Raw genomic sequence first — 17,708 nt, 5'->3', positions numbered from 1 at the left:
TTTGCACAATAGGTTCAACCACTGAGGGAAATAACCATGAAAAATGCCATAGTAGAGATAAACAGTGTTTCGGTGACCTACGGTGCCACCAAAGCACTTAGTCAAATTTCATTGAATATAAATGCTGGAGAGGTACTGGCCTTACTAGGTGAAAATGGAGCTGGTAAGAGCACATTAATTAACTGCATCCTGGGCCGTTTAAAGGTAAACCAAGGTAAAATAAGTATCTTTGGTACCTCACCTGGTGAACAGGCCGCTAAGCAACGCACCGGCACCATATTACAAAGTGCCAATCTGCCGGACAATACCACCGTCATTGAGCAAATAGATCTGTTTCGCAGTTATTACCCCAACGCGATGGACAGGGCCGCCTTAATTAAACTCTCCATGCTGGAAGGGCTGGAAAAAAGACGCCTGAGCAGCTTGTCAGGTGGTCAAAAGCAACGCCTGTTTTTCGCTCTGGCGGTCTGTGGCAATCCAGAAATTATTTTTCTGGACGAACCCACGGTAGGTCTGGATACCAGCGCCAGACGTGAATTTTGGCAATGTATAGAGAATCTAAGAAACAGCGGCGTGGCCATCGTATTGACCACCCATTACCTGGAAGAGGCGGAAGCACTGGCAGATCGCATCGTGCTACTAAAACAAGGGCACATTATTCATCAGGGAACCCCCAGCGAAGTCAAAGCAAAAGCATTGGGTAAACGCATGAGTTTCAACTGGCCAGAAAGTGAAGAACAGTTGGGTGCTTTAATCAATGCCCATTCCGGCTCAGCTGTGCATGATTTAGTGTTAAAAAGTGGCAAAGCCTTTCTGACAACCGCTGCACCAGAGCTACTACTGAAACAACTGTTTAACAGTGACTATGTGATTTCTGACCTGACCATTGAAAGTGCCCGGTTAGAAGACGCCGTTTTAATGCTGAGTGACCAATCCCCCACATCTGAAACAAACCAGGAGCAAGCCGCATGAACACAAGCAATCAAAATACCCTGAACATTTTTCAGTTGGAAGCCAAAACCGATATTTTCAAAACCTTCCGAACCCCGGGATTTGTGCTGCCCAGCATGTTGTTTCCGGTAATGTTTTATGTATTTTTTGGCATATTATACGCACCGGAAGGCAACCCTGCCGTGTCACAATATCTACTAGCCACTTACGGTGTGTTTGGTGTCATGGGACCCGCTCTGTTTTCATTTGGTGCAGACGTTGCTGTAGAAAAAGACCGAGGCATGTTGGCATTAAAGCAGATTAGTCCTATGCCGATATCCGCCTATTTCGTTGCTAAAATCATGACCGCCATGGTCTTTGCCGCCATTATCATTGTTTTGCTGTTTTCTGTGGCCGCCGTATTTGGCAATGTCCAGATGCCACTGTGGCAATGGCTGAGCACCGCTTTGTTGCTGTTAACCGGCGTACTTCCATTTTGTGCCATCGGGTTGTTTATCGGATTGAAAGTCAAAGCTCAGGCCTCTGCTGCTGTGGTTAATCTGATTTACCTCCCCATGTCATTTTTATCAGGATTATGGATCCCGGTAATGCAGTTTTCAGATCCATTGCAAAAGCTCGCCATGACACTACCACCGTTCCACTTTTCACAACTGGTATTAAAGGTGCAGGATGCGGATATAGGTATCGCCTGGTGGATACATGTTATAGTACTGCTCGGTTTTACTGGCCTGTTTGGTTGGTTGGCCAAAAAAGCTTTTAAAACTATGGAAACCCGTTAAACATTGAATTCAGGACTGGTTATGTCGACGCTTGCTTTATCAACCACTTTCCAACGCATACACCAGCGCCTGTTGCCTGCAGATAACAACTCCGGTTATCTGCCTTACGTCTGGCTGGTTTATCTGATCATGTTTTTATTACCGCCTCTGTTTGGTGACCGCCCCAACTGGCAAAGCATTGTCAGCTTTGCCCTGGTGCCACCATTTCTGGCGCTATATTTTTGCACCTTCTGGCAACGAGGCAAAATGGTACTGGTTTGCATTTTAGGCATTCTCAGTTTCGGCCTCGCCACAGCTTGGTTTAACGCTGGCGCTTCGGTGTTTTTTATCTACGCCTCAGCCTTTTGCGTGCACCTGTGGCAACCGCGAAAAGGCATGATACTGGTGATGCTGATTGCGGCTTCTGCAGGACTTTACAGTTATTTACTGGACATGCCAGGCTACTTTTATTTTCCAGCCATTGTACTGAGTATCCTGATCGGCTCAGTTAACATCTATGAAGGTGAATTACGTAAGAAAAATCAGCTACTTAAACTATCACAGGAAGAGTTACAAAAAATGGCTGCGACAGCGGAAAGAGAGCGTATTGCCCGCGACTTACACGACGTTATCGGACACACATTTTCACTGATCACAGTTAAAGCGCAACTGGCCCACAAACTGGCAGATATCGATCCGTTAAAAAGCAAACATGAGCTTAAAGAGCTAGAACAATTGAGCCGCAAAGCCATGGCTGAAGTCAGGGAAACGGTGCATCGCTATCAACAAAAAGACATGGCCAGTGAAATAGCCAAAGCGCAAATATTGACTCAGGCTGCCGAGATAAAACTACAAAGTGATATCGCTGAACTACCTGAAGAAGACAATATTAACTGTGCTCTGGCCTGGGTCATTCGCGAGGCATTTACCAATATAGTAAAGCACTCTGATGCCACGCAATGCCAACTGCACTTTGAGGACTGTGACGGCATGTATCAATTAAATATTGAAGACAATGGCAGCCATGCAGAGGCAGTCCTCAAAGAAGGCTCTGGCCTGACAGGGATGCGGGGACGCATTCAGGAGTTGGGCGGTCGGCTCAGCATTTCATCGCAATCCGGTTTTACTATTTTCGTGGAGGTACCCCATGGCTGAGCCATTAAAAATTGTTGTTGCTGAAGATCAGGCAATGTTATTGGGTGCTGTGGCAACGCTTCTGGACCTGGAGCCGGATTTCGAAGTGGTAGCCAAAGCTAAAGACGGCGAAATAGCACTGCAACTGTGCAAACAACACCAGCCCGATGTACTACTTACCGATATAGAAATGCCGGGCATGTCTGGTATTGAACTGGCGGAACAGTTACAAAAGACCCAGTTTCCCGGAAAAGTAATGATCTTAACCACCTTTGCTCGTAATGGTTATCTGCGCCGCGCAATGGATGCCGGTGTCAGAGGTTATCTGCTAAAAGATGCCCCTAGTGAAGAACTGGCAGAGGCCATTCGCAAAGTGGTGTCAGGCCGCAAAGTGATCGATCCTGAACTGGTCATCGAAGCCTTTGATGAAGTGGACCCTCTATCGGAAAAAGAGCGCAAAACCTTAAAGCTGGCGGCCGATGGATTAACCACAGAACAGATAGCTGAAAAACTGTTTCTATCAAAAGGCACAGTGCGAAACTACCTGTCCAGTGCCTCTGCTAAACTCAATGCACAGAATCGTATTGAAGCGGCCCGAATAGCCAGACAACGAGGCTGGTTGTAACCAATCTCGTTGTCTCTGAGCAATAATACTTATTGGACTGCCATTTCCATCAGGGTAACCGGTGTCGCCAACAACGGAATATCTGCCTCATTTTTGCCAAATTCGGCTCGCTGAATTTCGCTGTCTGATGAACGCAGGATATAGAACATGTGGTTGGCGGCTCTGCGTACCGCCACATCCGCTTTGCCATCGCCATCATAATCAGCCGGTACCGGAATATCCGCTTCCTGCTTGCCAAAATTATAGCGTTGAATTTCACCATCAGAACTGTTCAAAATGTACCACATCTGATTTGAGGGACGCCTGACCGCGACATCTGCTCTGCCGTCGCCATCGTAATCAGCTGGTACCGGAATATCGGTTTCCTGTTTGCCAAAATGGTAGCGTTGAATCTCACCATCGGAACTGCTCAAAATGTACCACATTTGTGATGAGGGACGGCGCACTGCCACATCCGCCTTACCGTCACCATCGTAATCAGCTGGTACCGGAATATCGGTTTCCTGTTTGCCAAAATGGATCCGTTGAATCTCACCATCAGAACTGTTCAGGATATACCACATCTGCGTGGAGGGACGACGCACCGCCACATCGGTAATGCCATCACCATCGTAATCTGCAGACACCGGAATATCCTGCGCCTGTTTGCCAAATTCGATGCGTTGAATCTGGTTATCTGAGCTGTTCAATATGTACCACATACTGTTTGATGGCCGTCTGACCGCGATATCGCTAATGCCATCTCCATCAAAATCCCCCATTACCGGGATATCAGAGGCATTTTTACCGAAAAGCTGACGCTGTATCTGGTTATCGTCCGAATTTAAAATGTATTGCATATAGTTTGAAGGTCGGCGGACCGCCACATCAGCTTTACCATCGCCATCAAAATCCCCTCGGGTATATTGAGGCTGGGCATCAGATAATAAAATCTCATTGAGATTAGGCACCGACAAACTTGCTTTGCCGTCGGTGGCTTCCCAAAAGTTGTTCAAACGCAAATAATCATCGTGTTCGGCCTTAGTGAAGTTTTGCACCTGTAATTGATAATTGTGCCATTCGGATTGGGATAAAGGCGTTTTAGATATCACTACAAACAGCGTTTTAAAACTGTTAACGGCTTCATCGACACCAGGCGTTCTGACACCATTTTCCTGTACCACAGTATCCATAGAAATCTGATTAAAGCTGTCGACAATGAACAGTGGGTTAACATCCAATTCAATTGGCGCACTAGCGGGCTCTCTGAGTTCCCCCACTGAGGAATGCGGCAATAACCCCATCAAATACAACTCCAGATTGCTATAGCCAATAAAGTTGTTACCCGGCCCTATACCTCTGAAACCAGCAAAGCCCTCAGCACCATCATTGAGTAAATAGGTGGCGGAGTTATCGTCCCCCATATTTAAGTCTTCTTCGTGCCAACCACCAAGCTGGCCACCATTGCTCAGTAACCCCCAGTGGTAAGGCATCAAATCCGGGGCCATACAGGCAACCCAACCCAATTGCCGCATTGCGTCCAGGCTTCCCGTTAAATAGTTCCCCCAACGATGCCCCAATTCGTGTAGCGATGGTCCGTGAATAATATCGTCGGCAGCCCCTAACACCACAACGCTTTCTAAATTACCGTCACTACCGTACGCTTCAGCAAAGTCAAAGATCCCCTGCCCGATACCCTCAATATCATTCTGAATTGGCGTATGATAGCCGTAGGGTGCCGGGTACGGCGCATGCTCAGGCTCGTTAAACACCAAAAACATAAAATCAAACTCATCCTGCAATTGACTATATATAGACTGAGTCATTCTCTTAAGTGCATCTTTTTGAGCATCATCGCCACGTCCATTCCAGACATCATCGTAATCTTGCCAATCAGCTACTATCAGATTAGCGACATTGCCAGCCTCGTTAATATGCAAAGCATCGCCATTTTCAACATCGAATTCAGTGATAGTTTGTTGCTCAAATGGCTGATAGCCCTCATCGGCTGAAGCACCAATATTAAAATCTAAGCGATATACCTGCTTGTCAGCATCGTCCCATGGGTTTTCTGCGTACTCAAAATAATAGAGTTCATCCCCTTCGCTGGCCAAAGCAAATACCGGGGTGATATTGTCTTCATTGGGTAGCGGGATGCCCTGATACCAGGTTTGTGTTTGGGTATCAAACAGGTAACTTTGCCAAAAAGAATTGGGCGCCATCGACCAGTCAGTTAATCCATAAACCAATAACAAATGCCCTACCGAAACCAGCTTTTTACTCACTAATGGCTCAGGAACAGTCTGTGTATTCCACACGGCAGTATCTGTATCAAAAACATGCAGTGTGTCATTTGGCGTAATCCAGTCGGCTTCTGCACTCAGATACACCTTGTTTTCTATCAGAGCGCTTGCTCTGAAAGGTTCGTCGGTAGGTGCCTCACTGACTATTGACCAGCTATCAGCGGCAATATCGTAACGCTGCACTTCCTGTCGCCAGGCGGCACTCTCCTCAACATCTGTGTAGAAAAAGCCATCATCGCCCAACTTCACCATAGCTCTGTTAAAAGTATCAAAGCCCCAACCACCAAAAACATACACTTGCCCGTTAACCTGTTCAGCCATGGCATTTTCTCTGGCCAGAGGCGCTGCGGTTTGTTGTCGCCAGTCTCCGGTGACGGTGTCATAGGCCATCACATAATTGAGGTTGTGATTAATAAAGTTATCAGACCCACCCACCGACAATAGTCGGCTCTGATACTCAACAGTGGCATTGCCCCGCAGAAAGTTGCGCCCCATTTCTGCCAGCTCAGAGATTTCCCCTGAACTCAGATCCATAGCTAACACCTTATTGGTGGCCCGGCTGCCATCACTGTAGCCATTTCCCGCCATCCAATAGGCGGTGTCCTCGATTATATGAGGTAAGTGAGGTTGATTGGGTTTTTCTCCGGCATAGCGTTTTACGCCAACCGAAGTACTGAGCAAAGACCACTCAGCATCCAGCTCAAAAGGTTCGACAGTACTTTCCTGAGCAGAAAGCGGCATTGAGAGCAACGCAAGAGGCATTAGTAGCCGACGAGTAAATAAACGGGTAAAACCATTGAGGGCTTGAGTTGGGCGCAAAATAATTCCCTTTATTGTCTTAAAAAACAACATCTTAAAGTGTTTTTTTGAACAGGTAAACGAAACTGACCAATAAAAGTTGGAGAAATTCAATGCATCCGCGATGAAATCCCATTCACAAAATGTGCGATATATCGCCACACTCCCGACATTATGGGCCGGATGTACTATAATCCCTCACGCTAAAATAAATTGAATAAAAACATGAAGCATCTATTTATCGCAGGATTAATTCTGCAACTACTGGCTCAAATTTCCTTTTCCATTCCCTCTGAGGTTATTAATCTGCTGGAACCCATAGATTTTATTCACTGGGGCATTTTACTGGGTATATTGCTAATTATTCCTCATGGTCTGCAGTTTTCCTTTGGTCTTTTCAGGCAGATTGGTGGGTCTTTTACGCTTATCGGAGCAACGACAACAATAGGCATGTGCGCAATCGATATGGCGCTATGGGCGCTTCGCCACGACAGCGAAACAAGAGCGGCCTTATACCAATCATTAATAATATGTGATCGCTCAGCGTTAGTCTCATAGCCATGAGGTCGCGACGCGCGAGTGAAGTAATACTGGTGGTCTTTCGAGTCTCGCGCAAAGCTTACCGCATCCTGCTCTCGCCCCTTATCAACATCCTTGTTGGCAACAAAGAGATCATGGCTATGAGCAACGTCGAAGATGGGTTTGAAACGCATTTATGCTGCTTTAGATGTTTTTGATTTAGCCCCACTAGACCTGCAAACATCTGCCTTGCCTAAATGCGTTTCAATTCCCACTGAGTAGCTCACATATTATTACTGATTGGTATTATTTACAAAGCTGGTTGAGGAGCCAGGCATTTGGCCAGTATTCTTTACCATGGGGCCGGCGTGTTTATTCGTTGGGTTAACAATACAAGCCTGTGCTTACGTCAAAGAGCATAAATGGCCTGTCGTAGCGGTGATTGGTGGCGCGACCTTAACCGGCTTGGGAGGATTAGTTGTTCCAGAATTACGCCTGATTTACCTATGCGGTTATCTGTTGTTTATTGCCGGTCTGACAAATATTACTGTTGCGCAACACTCAAATAGCAACACAAACTAACCGGGCAGAAATCCTTATTCATAGCCAACATCGTGGCTCTTTGGCTCGCAAAGAAATCTTTGTCGAGGTTTTGAACTATATCGCCATAACTTTCGTTTAAGTGGGGTCAGCAATGTAGAGGCAGCCCATGTTTAATTTTCTGAAAAAGCGCGATGATTTCACTTACTCCATTCTCGAACAAAGCATCGATGCGGTCATCGCTATAGACGAATCCAATTGTGTCATGTTTTACAACGCTGCTGCTGAAAAGCTCTGGGGTTATAGCAAACAAGAGGTGTTAGGTAGGAACGTAAAAATGCTGGTGCCGCTAGCCCACAGAGACAATCACGATAACTACGTCAACCGCCACAGGAACACCAATCAGGATAAACTGGTGGGCACCACCCTTGATTTGTACATCGAAACTAAAGACGGTAAAAAGATATGGTGCTCCTTATCGCTCTCAAAATTCAAAATAAATGGTAAGCAATGCTACTCCGCCATTGTAAAAGACATCACTAAACAACGCGAACAGAAACTACTGCTGGATCAGACTTTGAATCAGTGTATCGATGGTGTCGTTACCATAGACGAAAACAACCGCGTACTGTTTTTTAACCCTGCGGCTGAGAAAATTTGGGGAATTCAAAAGGATAAGGTGTTGGGAAACAACGTTAAAATGTTAGTTCCCAAAGCGATCCAGCCTGGCCACGACGAGAAGGTAAACAGAAATCGTCGTACTGGCGAGAACAAAATTGTCGGGTCCTCCCGAGATCTGAAAATTGAAACTTTCGACAAACGAGAAATTTGGGTATCACTCTCTCTTTCCAAAATCACCCTGGAAAACAAGATCCTGTATACGGCTTTTGTGCGGGACATCACCGAAGAATACCTGGCAAAGCAAGAAGTAAAACGACTTTCTTTAGTGGCCAATAATACCAGCAATGCTGTGATCATCACTAACGCCGAAGGAAAGATAGAATACGTAAATCAAGGATTTAGTGATATCACCGGCTACAGCCTTAGTGAAATTAGTGGTAAGAAGCCAGGTAGTTTTTTGCAGGGCAAGCATACCGACAGCAAAACGGTAGAGCGCATAAGCAAAGCTCTGAGAGAAAAGCGTGCCTTGTACGAAGAGATACTCAATTATAATAAACAAGGCCAGGCATACTGGATATCACTGGCCATTGACCCCGTATTTAACGAGCATAATCAAGTTACCCACTATGTTGCCATTCAAGCCGATATTGATAAGACCAAGCGAAAGTCACTGGAAAACGATATTCGAATGCGGGCCATTAACGATAGCAGCCTGATGTGCGAAGCAGATCCTCAAGGCCATGTCACATACGCAAATCAGCAATTTATCAATGCTCTAGGATGCCAAAACTACAGTGCCGCGAAAGACGTATTGGGCAACCTGGAACAACTGGTAGGAACCTCAGAGTGGTCGCAATTGGCAAAAGGAGAAGCCTTCAAGTCAGATGTCAGCGTTAAGCACACTTCAGGGAACCCGTTGAGATTGACCATCGAGGCGACGCCGATAACCGACGTATCCGGCTCTCTCACCAGCGTATTAATATACGCCGAAGATATATCCAGGAAAAATGCCGTTATCTCTGAAACACACGAAGCTATGTCTCAGGTATTGGACCGCATCAGTTCCATTGTTCAGTCCATCAATAATATTTCCAATCAAACTAACTTGTTGGCACTTAACGCTGCTATCGAAGCGGCCAGAGCCGGCGAAGCTGGACGAGGATTTGCGGTAGTGGCAGATGAAGTCAGAAACCTTGCGCAAAGTTCCACTGATTCTGCTGATCAGATTACATCGCTCATCGATGAAACCAAAGGCCATGTCGATCAGCTATCTAATTACCTGAGCACCTGAGATTAAATTGATATATCCAGAACGTCTTGACCTTTGCCGTCTCGGCAAGGGTTAATTTAACACCCGACCGAAGCCATTTCGCAATACGGCACACTTTATTCCCATTCAATGGGCTGAGAATTTAATCAGTCCAACTGTAGTATTTTACACAAATTCACCGTGCGATATTTCCTACAGATGAAAAACACCTCACTTACACCCCATGCATCACAATACACCCTGACAAATTTACCTATTAAATTCATAACCTTAACAAGGCAATAAACACAGTCCCTACAAAACAAAAAATCTATTCACAGAGAACCTCAAAGAACACAAAATTTTAGCTTATTCCTTACCATCAATACTTTGCTAATCTTAAGTAGTACGTAGTTTGTAGTAACAGCGAGGCGATTTATGCCAATCAAACCACTAAATCAACCAGTTGTGCAAAACAGCACTCCAGAAGCGGAGTTGAATTTTGTCTATGGCTGCAAAATTCTTTTAGTGGATGATGAACCCGTTACAACAGATTTACTCAGCGCCATGTTTGAACCTCTGGGATTTTACACCTTTGCGGTGAACAACAGCTTGATGGTTTTAGACGCATTAGAAGAATTTGAACCTGATTTAATACTACTGGATGTAAATATGCCAGGCCAGTCGGGGTTTGAAATCAGCCGTCAGTTGAAATCCTCTCCAGTATACAATCACATCCCCATTATCTTGTTAACCGCAATGGACGATCAGGAAGCGATAGTACAAGGCTTATCCTATGGCGTTCAGGATTACATTACTAAGCCCTTTCACAGGGCGGAATTAACGGCCCGCACTATCAACAATCTCCGCCTTAAGAAACAACAAGACTTTTGGCGATTAAACCAAAAGATTATGCATGAGCAGTTTGATCCGAAAGGATTGCCTCTTAAATCCACATTCTGTCGCTATCTGGAAAAGTCAGTTGCGTTAAATTCTAGTCCATTAGCCTTGGCGATTATCAGTATCTACGCCATGGATGAGATTGTTGCGTCACTCAAAGTAAAAGATGCCAAAGATATCATACAGAGCGCCATCTTTGAGCGCCTGCACAACAACACTGAAATCAATGCTTTTTCCGGAAGTCTGGGAGATGGCAAATTCGGTATTCTGTTTTTAAACATCCCTGAGCGGCTGGAATATCAACTCAAAACCCTGCAGTTAAATCTGGAAAAGATGATTCTGATAGGCGACAGTAAGATAAAGCTAAAAGTGAATATCGGCTATTACCAAAGCCGTTGCAGCAAGGAGGGCTGGCGTGACATTCTGGAAAAAGCGGAAATTGCCCTTCTGGAAGCAATCAGACCCGATACGCCCTCTCTAACGACTTACCACCCTGAGAAGTTGGATGAATTTAATGAAAAGTGGTGGATTTACGATAATCTGTTGGAAGCCATCAGTAACGATGCTCTGGATGTGCATTACCAACCGCAATTCGATCTCAATACAATGGAGTGTTGTGGCTATGAAGCATTGGCCAGGTGGCCAAGTCTGAAAGACGGCTTTATTCCTCCAGATAAATTCATTCCTGTATCGGAACAATACGGCCTTATTAGCTCGTTGAGTAAACGAATTTTCAATCAGTCTCTGCAAGAGTTTAACCACTTACCAGCCGCTAAAATAGCCATTAATGATTCGCCTGTTCAGTTGGGAGAATCAGATCTTCCCAATCTGCTTTTGGATTTATTGCAAAAACACCGGCTTGAAATCAGTCAGGTGGAACTAGAGTTGACTGAATCCACTATGATGGATCAACAGATCACCGCAGTAGTAAAACACTTAATGGAACTTGGCTTTAACATCGCTATTGATGACTTTGGCACCGGTTATTCGAACCTGAACCTGTTAACTCAGTTACCTTTTTCTAAAGTTAAAATAGATCGTTCATTGATCAATCAGGTGCATCAGTGTGACAAAGCTGAAGCTCTGGTTAGTTCCATCGTTTCCTTCAGCAAGCGTGTAGGTTTTATCGTTCTGGCAGAAGGAGTAGAGACGGTAGCTCAGGCAGAGACACTCAAGAACCTTGGGGTTAATGAGGTACAAGGCTACTTATTCGGCAAGCCGGGGCCACTCTCTGCAATCAGACAAGCGTTAAAACATTAAAATCCTTTGAGAAGTCCGATATTAGTATTGCTAATTGCTTTCAAAAAGGTAAATTAATAACACCAAACGAAAACGGATTTTCATATGAACTTTAACGCAACACTATATGCCCAGGTAGTGGTCATTCTGGCTATCTTCATGGCAACTTTCTGCTACTTTTTTGGCAAACGAAAAACTCAAACACCAATCATTACCTCCGTCATCGGATTTTTTACCGCCTTTATTCCGCCACTGGCTTTAATTTACTTAATTGCTTTGGTACTGAAAGACGACCTGCCGCCACAGAATTAAAGCGCTAAACACATTATAATTCAGAGTCTGGCGCAATTAATTAGGCTCGGGATTTATGGATGAAGAGCAGCAAAAAGCGAGAGCATGAACGCTCATTTGGTGACCATAGTGTCTAGAAACTAAAAAATATTCATTTAAAGATAAAGCAAAACAGATTTGTTTACATGTTCGATTACACCAGTATTTATTCGGAGTGCTGAACCAAACCTCCCTTTACGCGCAATAAACTGCGCCATCAGTTAAAACAACGATGAGAGATATCAGGGATGATATCTCAATCAATGCCCAGCACAGGGATGTGCTGTCATTGATGGTCGTCGTTGTTCTGATGGCGAAGTTTATGCTTTTGCGCGTCAGGGGCTGCGGGGGATTCTTAAGGGGGGCGCAGCCCGGTCACCTTAAGGCGCAGTCGGCGCCCCGACAATTATTTCAATCAAACAACAGTGGTTGAATTAGAATAGGGCGCTGAAAAAAGTCTAGCTACCAGCAAACTCAAAACCAGAGCCTGTAAATAGGTTGATTAACTTAACATCAATAACTTAAGACTTAGCTATAATAGCTAGGTTCTGGCTTCAGTTAGGCTATGTGTGAGTGTCGCTCAAAAAATCTTTCGCGGCCTTGCCCCCTGAGGAGTGGCCCTCTAGCGTTGGCCACCATTAACCGAACAGTAAATCAGAAAGCAAATCGGTAAAGATGTCTTCCAGCGTGACCAGATCGGAAATATGGATACGCTCGTTGATCTGATGAATAGTCTTGTTGGGAACCCCCACTTCCACCACCTGAGTGTGCTCACTGGCAAAAAAGCGACCATCGGAGGTACCGCCAGCCGTTGATAACACCGGAAACTTACCCGTATTTTTGACAATAGCCTGTTCCACCGCCTTAATCAGACTATTTTGCTGATCTACATGAGTAAAGTAAGGGGTGCAGGGCCTTTCCCATTGAATGTGAGTCCCCTGAACAACAGCGTTAATTCGCTCCTGAATCAGGCTTTCCAGGGTCGCCAAATCATAATCATGGTTGTAACGAATATTAAAACAAATCTGACAACGAGCAGGCACAATGTTGTCGGTGAACTCACCTGAATCAATATGAGTAATCTGCAGACTAGTTCCCGGAAAATCGTCACTTCCGGCATCCCACTCTATAGCGTTGATAGCCTCAATAACCTTGGCCATCTTGTGAATCGCGTTATCGGCATACTGTGGGTAAGCCACATGCCCCTGTTTACCTTGCACCAAAATACGGCCAGAAATAGCGCCTCTACGCCCTACTTTAATGGTGTCGCCAGTGGTAGACTTTGAGGTAGGTTCACCCACAATGACGCTGTCTACTTTGATGCCCTTCTCGTCCAGCCAAGCTTTTATAGCTTTGCTGCCAAACTCAGCTTCCCCTTCTTCATCACTGGTAATAAACCACATGAATCTGTGATTAAGCTGGTGCGACAGTTTTAGTATCCTCTCGCTGGCCGCTAACATAGCAGCAATACCGGTTTTCATATCTGCTGCGCCGCGACCAATTAATTCATTGTCAGTAATTGTTGGTTCAAATGGTGGAGTACGCCACTTCTCAAGGGGGCCTGGTGGCACCACATCCGTATGTCCGGCAAAGGCGACAACCCGCTCTCCCTGGCCGAGCTCTGCCACCAGGTTCTTAACCCCTTGAACTTCAAAGGCATGGCATTGAAACCCCAGCCGTTCAAGTTTGCCCTGCAACCAATCCTGGCAACCGGCATCTACCGGGGTAATTGACTGTCGGGACATTAGTTCTAAACTATAAAGAATTGACCGGGCGTATCCGACCAGCGATTGTGAAGGAACCTGGTTTAGCTCAGATAAATCAGGTATAAGTACCTGAGATTGAACGGCTTCTGGTGCAAGAGGCATTGACATAAAATAGTGATCCCGTCTAACGTGACACCCGTATTAAATGCCAATGTAGTTACAAGCAGATTGCAAGGATGTAACACTTTTTTGAATGTCGCCGGGCTTGAGGTTACATACTTTGGGCGAGCTTTTACGACAACAACTAAACAGGGAGCCTACCTTGATCCGATTTTTGTTTCTGATACCTCTATTGCTTTGTCTGGGCTGGTTTGTATACCTAAAACAAAATGGTTACACCCTGGAACAAGGAAAAAAAGGCTTTATCTACATTCTGGTAATTAGCTCAGCTATCGCCGCCTTTTATGGCATTTTAATACCACTAACCCATTGATATAAAACTAAAAAAGGAAGCCGAAGCTTCCTCTTTAGAATTACTGACATTAGCAAACAAGCATCAAGGCCCCACCAGCGCCAGCAAAATACCTGCGGCCACTGCCGAGCCCAATACACCCGCCACGTTGGGTCCCATGGCATGCATCAGTAAGAAGTTGTGAGGATTAGCTTCCAGCCCCACTTTATTAACTACACGTGCCGCCATAGGCACAGCTGAGACACCTGCCGCGCCAATCAAAGGATTGATCTTACCGCCACCGAGTCTACTCATCAGCTTTGCCATCATCACTCCGGCAGCAGTACCGATAGAAAAGGCCACCGCACCCAGAGCTAAAATCGCCAGGGTTTCACCAGTCAGAAATTTATCAGCTGATAACTTAGACCCTACCGCCAATCCCAAAAAGATGGTGGTGATGTTAATTAGTTCGTTCTGAGCCGTCTTACTCAGGCGATCCACCACGCCGCTTTCCCGCATCAGGTTGCCCAGGCAAAACATCCCCACCAGAGGTGTTGCCGTCGGCAGGAACAAAATGGTCAGGCCCAGTACGGCTAACGGAAATATAATCTTTTCTCGCTTGCTAACAGTGCGCAATTGCTGCATTTCTATCTTGCGCTCTTCAGGGGTCGTTAACGCTTTCATAATAGGAGGCTGAATGATAGGTACTAACGCCATATAAGAATAGGCAGCTACCGCTATCGCGCCTAACAAATGGTCCGCCAGTTGCGAGGCAAGGAAAATCGCCGTCGGTCCATCAGCCCCACCAATAATGGCGATAGCTGCGGCTTCCTGCATAGAGAACTCCAGACCTGGCACTAAATTCAGTAAAATAGCACCAAACAAAGTGGCAAAAATACCAAACTGGGCAGCAGCACCCAATAACAGCATACGCGGATTGGCAATCAATGCACCAAAGTCGGTAAGCGCCCCTACTCCCATAAAGATCAATAAGGGGAACACGGTGGACCCAATTCCCACTTCGTAGACGTAATACAGAATGCCACCCGGCTCGCTAAAACCTCCTAAAGGAATATTGGTCAAAATAGCACCAAATCCGATAGGTAATAACAATAGTGGCTCGTATTTTCTGGCGATGGCCAGATACAACAACAGCACACCAACCGCCATCATCAGCAGCTGCCCTAACTCAAAATTAGCCAGGGCGGTGGTTTCCCACAATATTTTTAGTTTTTCCATTTAGCCTAATTCCCTACGAAAAGGAAAGAAGAGGCTGACCAGCCTGTACGGCGTCGCCTTCTTTAACCGCAATACTGGCAATAGTGCCGGGTTTTGCCGCACGCACTTCGGTTTCCATCTTCATGGCTTCCATAATCAACACCACATCACCGGCATTCACGGCCTGACCTGGAGACACTTTAATACGTACAATATTGCCGGCCAGGGGTGAATTTAAAGGCTCTGCATTACCCGCTGGGGCAGCAGCTGGTGCAGCGGCAGCCGCTGCACTGTTGCCAGATGCCGGGGCAATATCGGTCAGGCTGCCATCTGGAGCCACTTCTACGCGATAGACTTTGCCATCAACTCGCACAGAATAAGCTTCTGCCGTCCCTGAACTTTGGGCAGGTGGAGCAGTTACTACTGGCGCTTCAGGTTCACTTCCTGGAGCCGGTTCAAAAGCATCAGGATTATTGCGATTTTCCAAAAATTTAAGCCCAACCTGAGGAAACAAGGCATAGGTCAATACATCGTCGATTTTGTCCTGCGCCAGATTGATACTTTTCTCGCTGGCAAGCCTGGTCAATTCCTCATCCAGTTTGGATAGTTCTGCTTCTAAGACATCAGCAGGACGACAGGTGATAGGCTCAGCACCGTCCAGCACGCGCGCCTGTAACTCCTTATTGACCGGTGCCGCAGTGGCACCATATTCACCTTTTAATACTCCGGCAGTTTCCTTAGTAATCGTCTTATAGCGTTCTCCGGTTAACACATTCAACACCGACTGCGTACCGACGATTTGTGAGGTGGGCGTTACCAATGGGATGAAGCCCAGATCTTCTCTGACCTTGGGAATTTCTTGCAGTACTTCATCCAGCTTGTCTGCCGCCCCTTGCTCTCTGAGCTGATTTTCCATGTTGGTGAGCATACCGCCTGGCACCTGAGCTATCAAAATGCGGGAGTCTACGCCTTTCAGACTGCCCTCAAATTTGGCGTACTTCTTCCGTACTTCCCGGAAATAAGCGGCAATTTCTTCCAGTAATCCCAGATCTAATCCGGTGTCACGCTCTGTATTTTCTACGATAGACACCATAGTTTCCGTTGCACTATGCCCATAAGTCATACTCATAGAAGAGATTGCGGTATCCAGCATATCGATACCGGCATCAATGGCCTTTTGATAAGTGGCTGTGCTTAACCCGGTTGTAGCGTGGCATTGCATAGCGATTGGTACAGAAACCGTTTCTTTAAGACGCGTTATCAGTTCTTCACACTCGTAAGGCTTCAACAACCCCGCCATATCTTTAATACAGATGGAGTGAACGCCCAAATCTTCCAGTTGCTTAGCCATGTCCAACCACAGGGATAAGGTGTGTACCGGGCTGACGGTGTAGGACATAGTGCCTTGGGCATGTGCTCCCACCTTAATGGCGGCTTTAATGGCCGTTTGTAAATTGCGCATGTCATTCATGGCATCAAAGATGCGGAATACATCTACGCCATTGCTATGTGCGCGCTCAACGAACTTTTCTACTACATCGTCGGCATAATGACGATAACCCAATAAGTTTTGCCCGCGCAGCAACATTTGTTGCTTGGTATTGGGCATCGCTGCTTTTAGTTTTCTGATGCGCTCCCAGGGATCCTCTCCCAGGTAACGAATACAAGAATCAAAGGTGGCGCCGCCCCAGGATTCCATAGACCAGTATCCAACCTGGTCAAGTTTTTCCGCAATTGGCAACATATCTTCGATACGCATACGAGTAGCCAATAAAGACTGATGTGCGTCTCTTAAAACCAGTTCCGTTAAGGCTAATGGTTTTGCCATAATTCGTTCCTCTCCAACAAGTGATGCATTTTAAGAATCGGTGGCTGTCGAACCACGTTCAGCTTATAAACTGATTATTATTTTTTATGTCGATATTGATGTATTGCACTGCTAATAGCAGCCACAACCTGAGGACTAACACCTTCACTTACAGCGTTAGCAGCTGGCAAAGGTGACGTACTTTGTGGTGATTCCTCTCCGGGAAATTTGTTGCAAATCCATTCAATGAGGTGGATTGCGCCAATCAACATGGTCAAAAACACAAAAACAACCGACATACCCACCATCAGTAACATGGCGGAATCCCATAAAATCGTAGAAATTTCGTTAGTCATAGAAAACTGCTTTTTTTGCAACAAACTCGCATATTAACCAGACAAGTGCCTAAAAGACAAACAAAAGCACCTCTATCTGGCGTTATTAAACTGGTATTTTATGCACTTTTTAAGCATAAATAATCACATCTAATTCTTGACAATAAGCCCATGAATACAATGTTTCTTTGAGTGTAGAAAAGCCCGGCAATTCTCGCAATACCGCTAAAGGTTATTGACAGGAG

Annotated in this window: 14 protein-coding genes; 9 read left to right on the top strand and 5 right to left on the bottom strand. The window is 45.7% G+C overall.

Annotated elements, in window-relative coordinates; genetic code table 11:
• Positions 1–36 precede the first annotated feature (36 nt).
• From ACXAD8_RS21995 to ACXAD8_RS21980, 4 genes are read left to right on the top strand one after another with little or no spacing between them, the layout of a single operon-like run.
• Entirely contained in the window at positions 37–972 is a 936-nt protein-coding gene (locus ACXAD8_RS21995; protein ID WP_475232481.1) for an ABC transporter ATP-binding protein, read from the top strand.
• Complete coding sequence (locus ACXAD8_RS21990; protein ID WP_475232478.1) at positions 969–1,730, top strand: ABC transporter permease; 762 nt, start codon at positions 969–971, stop codon at positions 1,728–1,730. The genes ACXAD8_RS21995 and ACXAD8_RS21990 overlap by 4 nt, the downstream gene beginning before the upstream one ends.
• Before the next feature lie 21 nt (positions 1,731–1,751).
• The gene (locus ACXAD8_RS21985) at positions 1,752–2,864 is read left to right on the top strand and encodes a sensor histidine kinase (protein WP_475232476.1); all 1,113 of its coding nucleotides are present in this window, start codon (positions 1,752–1,754) and stop codon (positions 2,862–2,864) included.
• Positions 2,857–3,468 (top strand): response regulator, encoded by a 612-nt coding sequence (locus ACXAD8_RS21980; protein WP_475232474.1) that lies wholly within the window; start codon positions 2,857–2,859, stop codon positions 3,466–3,468. The genes ACXAD8_RS21985 and ACXAD8_RS21980 overlap by 8 nt, the downstream gene beginning before the upstream one ends.
• Before the next feature lie 29 nt (positions 3,469–3,497).
• On the opposite strand, the gene ACXAD8_RS21975 is transcribed toward ACXAD8_RS21980, so the two are convergent.
• Positions 3,498–6,569 (bottom strand): FG-GAP-like repeat-containing protein, encoded by a 3,072-nt coding sequence (locus tag ACXAD8_RS21975; protein WP_475232472.1) that lies wholly within the window; start codon positions 6,567–6,569, stop codon positions 3,498–3,500.
• A gap of 204 nt (positions 6,570–6,773) precedes the next feature.
• On the opposite strand from ACXAD8_RS21975, the gene ACXAD8_RS21970 reads away from it, so the two are divergent.
• The 4 genes from ACXAD8_RS21970 to ACXAD8_RS21955 all read left to right on the top strand — a co-directional run bounded on the left by ACXAD8_RS21970 (position 6,774) and on the right by ACXAD8_RS21955 (position 11,928).
• A complete protein-coding gene (locus ACXAD8_RS21970; protein ID WP_475232470.1) occupies positions 6,774–7,106 on the top strand; it encodes a hypothetical protein in 333 nt (110 codons plus the stop codon).
• A gap of 670 nt (positions 7,107–7,776) precedes the next feature.
• On the top strand, positions 7,777–9,519 hold the full coding sequence (locus ACXAD8_RS21965) for a PAS domain S-box protein (protein WP_475232468.1): 1,743 nt from the start codon (positions 7,777–7,779) through the stop codon (positions 9,517–9,519).
• Positions 9,520–9,915: 396 nt separating this feature from the next.
• On the top strand, positions 9,916–11,637 hold the full coding sequence (locus ACXAD8_RS21960; RefSeq protein ID WP_475232466.1) for an EAL domain-containing protein: 1,722 nt from the start codon (positions 9,916–9,918) through the stop codon (positions 11,635–11,637).
• An 84-nt stretch (positions 11,638–11,721) separates the two neighbouring features.
• The gene (locus ACXAD8_RS21955) at positions 11,722–11,928 is read left to right on the top strand and encodes a hypothetical protein (RefSeq protein ID WP_475232464.1); all 207 of its coding nucleotides are present in this window, start codon (positions 11,722–11,724) and stop codon (positions 11,926–11,928) included.
• Between the two features lie 656 nt (positions 11,929–12,584).
• On the opposite strand, the gene dapE is transcribed toward ACXAD8_RS21955, so the two are convergent.
• A complete protein-coding gene (dapE, locus tag ACXAD8_RS21950) occupies positions 12,585–13,820 on the bottom strand; it encodes a succinyl-diaminopimelate desuccinylase (RefSeq protein ID WP_475232462.1) in 1,236 nt (411 codons plus the stop codon).
• Positions 13,821–13,974: 154 nt separating this feature from the next.
• On the opposite strand from dapE, the gene ACXAD8_RS21945 reads away from it, so the two are divergent.
• On the top strand, positions 13,975–14,145 hold the full coding sequence (locus ACXAD8_RS21945; protein WP_475232460.1) for a hypothetical protein: 171 nt from the start codon (positions 13,975–13,977) through the stop codon (positions 14,143–14,145).
• Positions 14,146–14,208: 63 nt separating this feature from the next.
• Here the strand turns inward: ACXAD8_RS21945 and ACXAD8_RS21940 are convergent, their stop codons facing one another.
• From ACXAD8_RS21940 to ACXAD8_RS21930, 3 genes are all read right to left on the bottom strand, one after another.
• Entirely contained in the window at positions 14,209–15,342 is a 1,134-nt protein-coding gene (locus ACXAD8_RS21940; RefSeq protein WP_475232458.1) for a sodium ion-translocating decarboxylase subunit beta, read from the bottom strand.
• 13 nt (positions 15,343–15,355) lie between these two features.
• A complete protein-coding gene (gene oadA / locus ACXAD8_RS21935; RefSeq protein WP_475232456.1) occupies positions 15,356–17,149 on the bottom strand; it encodes a sodium-extruding oxaloacetate decarboxylase subunit alpha in 1,794 nt (597 codons plus the stop codon).
• Positions 17,150–17,226: 77 nt separating this feature from the next.
• Entirely contained in the window at positions 17,227–17,484 is a 258-nt protein-coding gene (locus ACXAD8_RS21930; protein WP_475232454.1) for an OadG family protein, read from the bottom strand.
• Between the last annotated feature and the right edge of the window lie 224 nt (positions 17,485–17,708).

This window comes from Planctobacterium sp. AWH2_060 (assembly GCF_056158425.1).
This window is presented reverse-complemented; position numbering and strand designations above follow the sequence as displayed.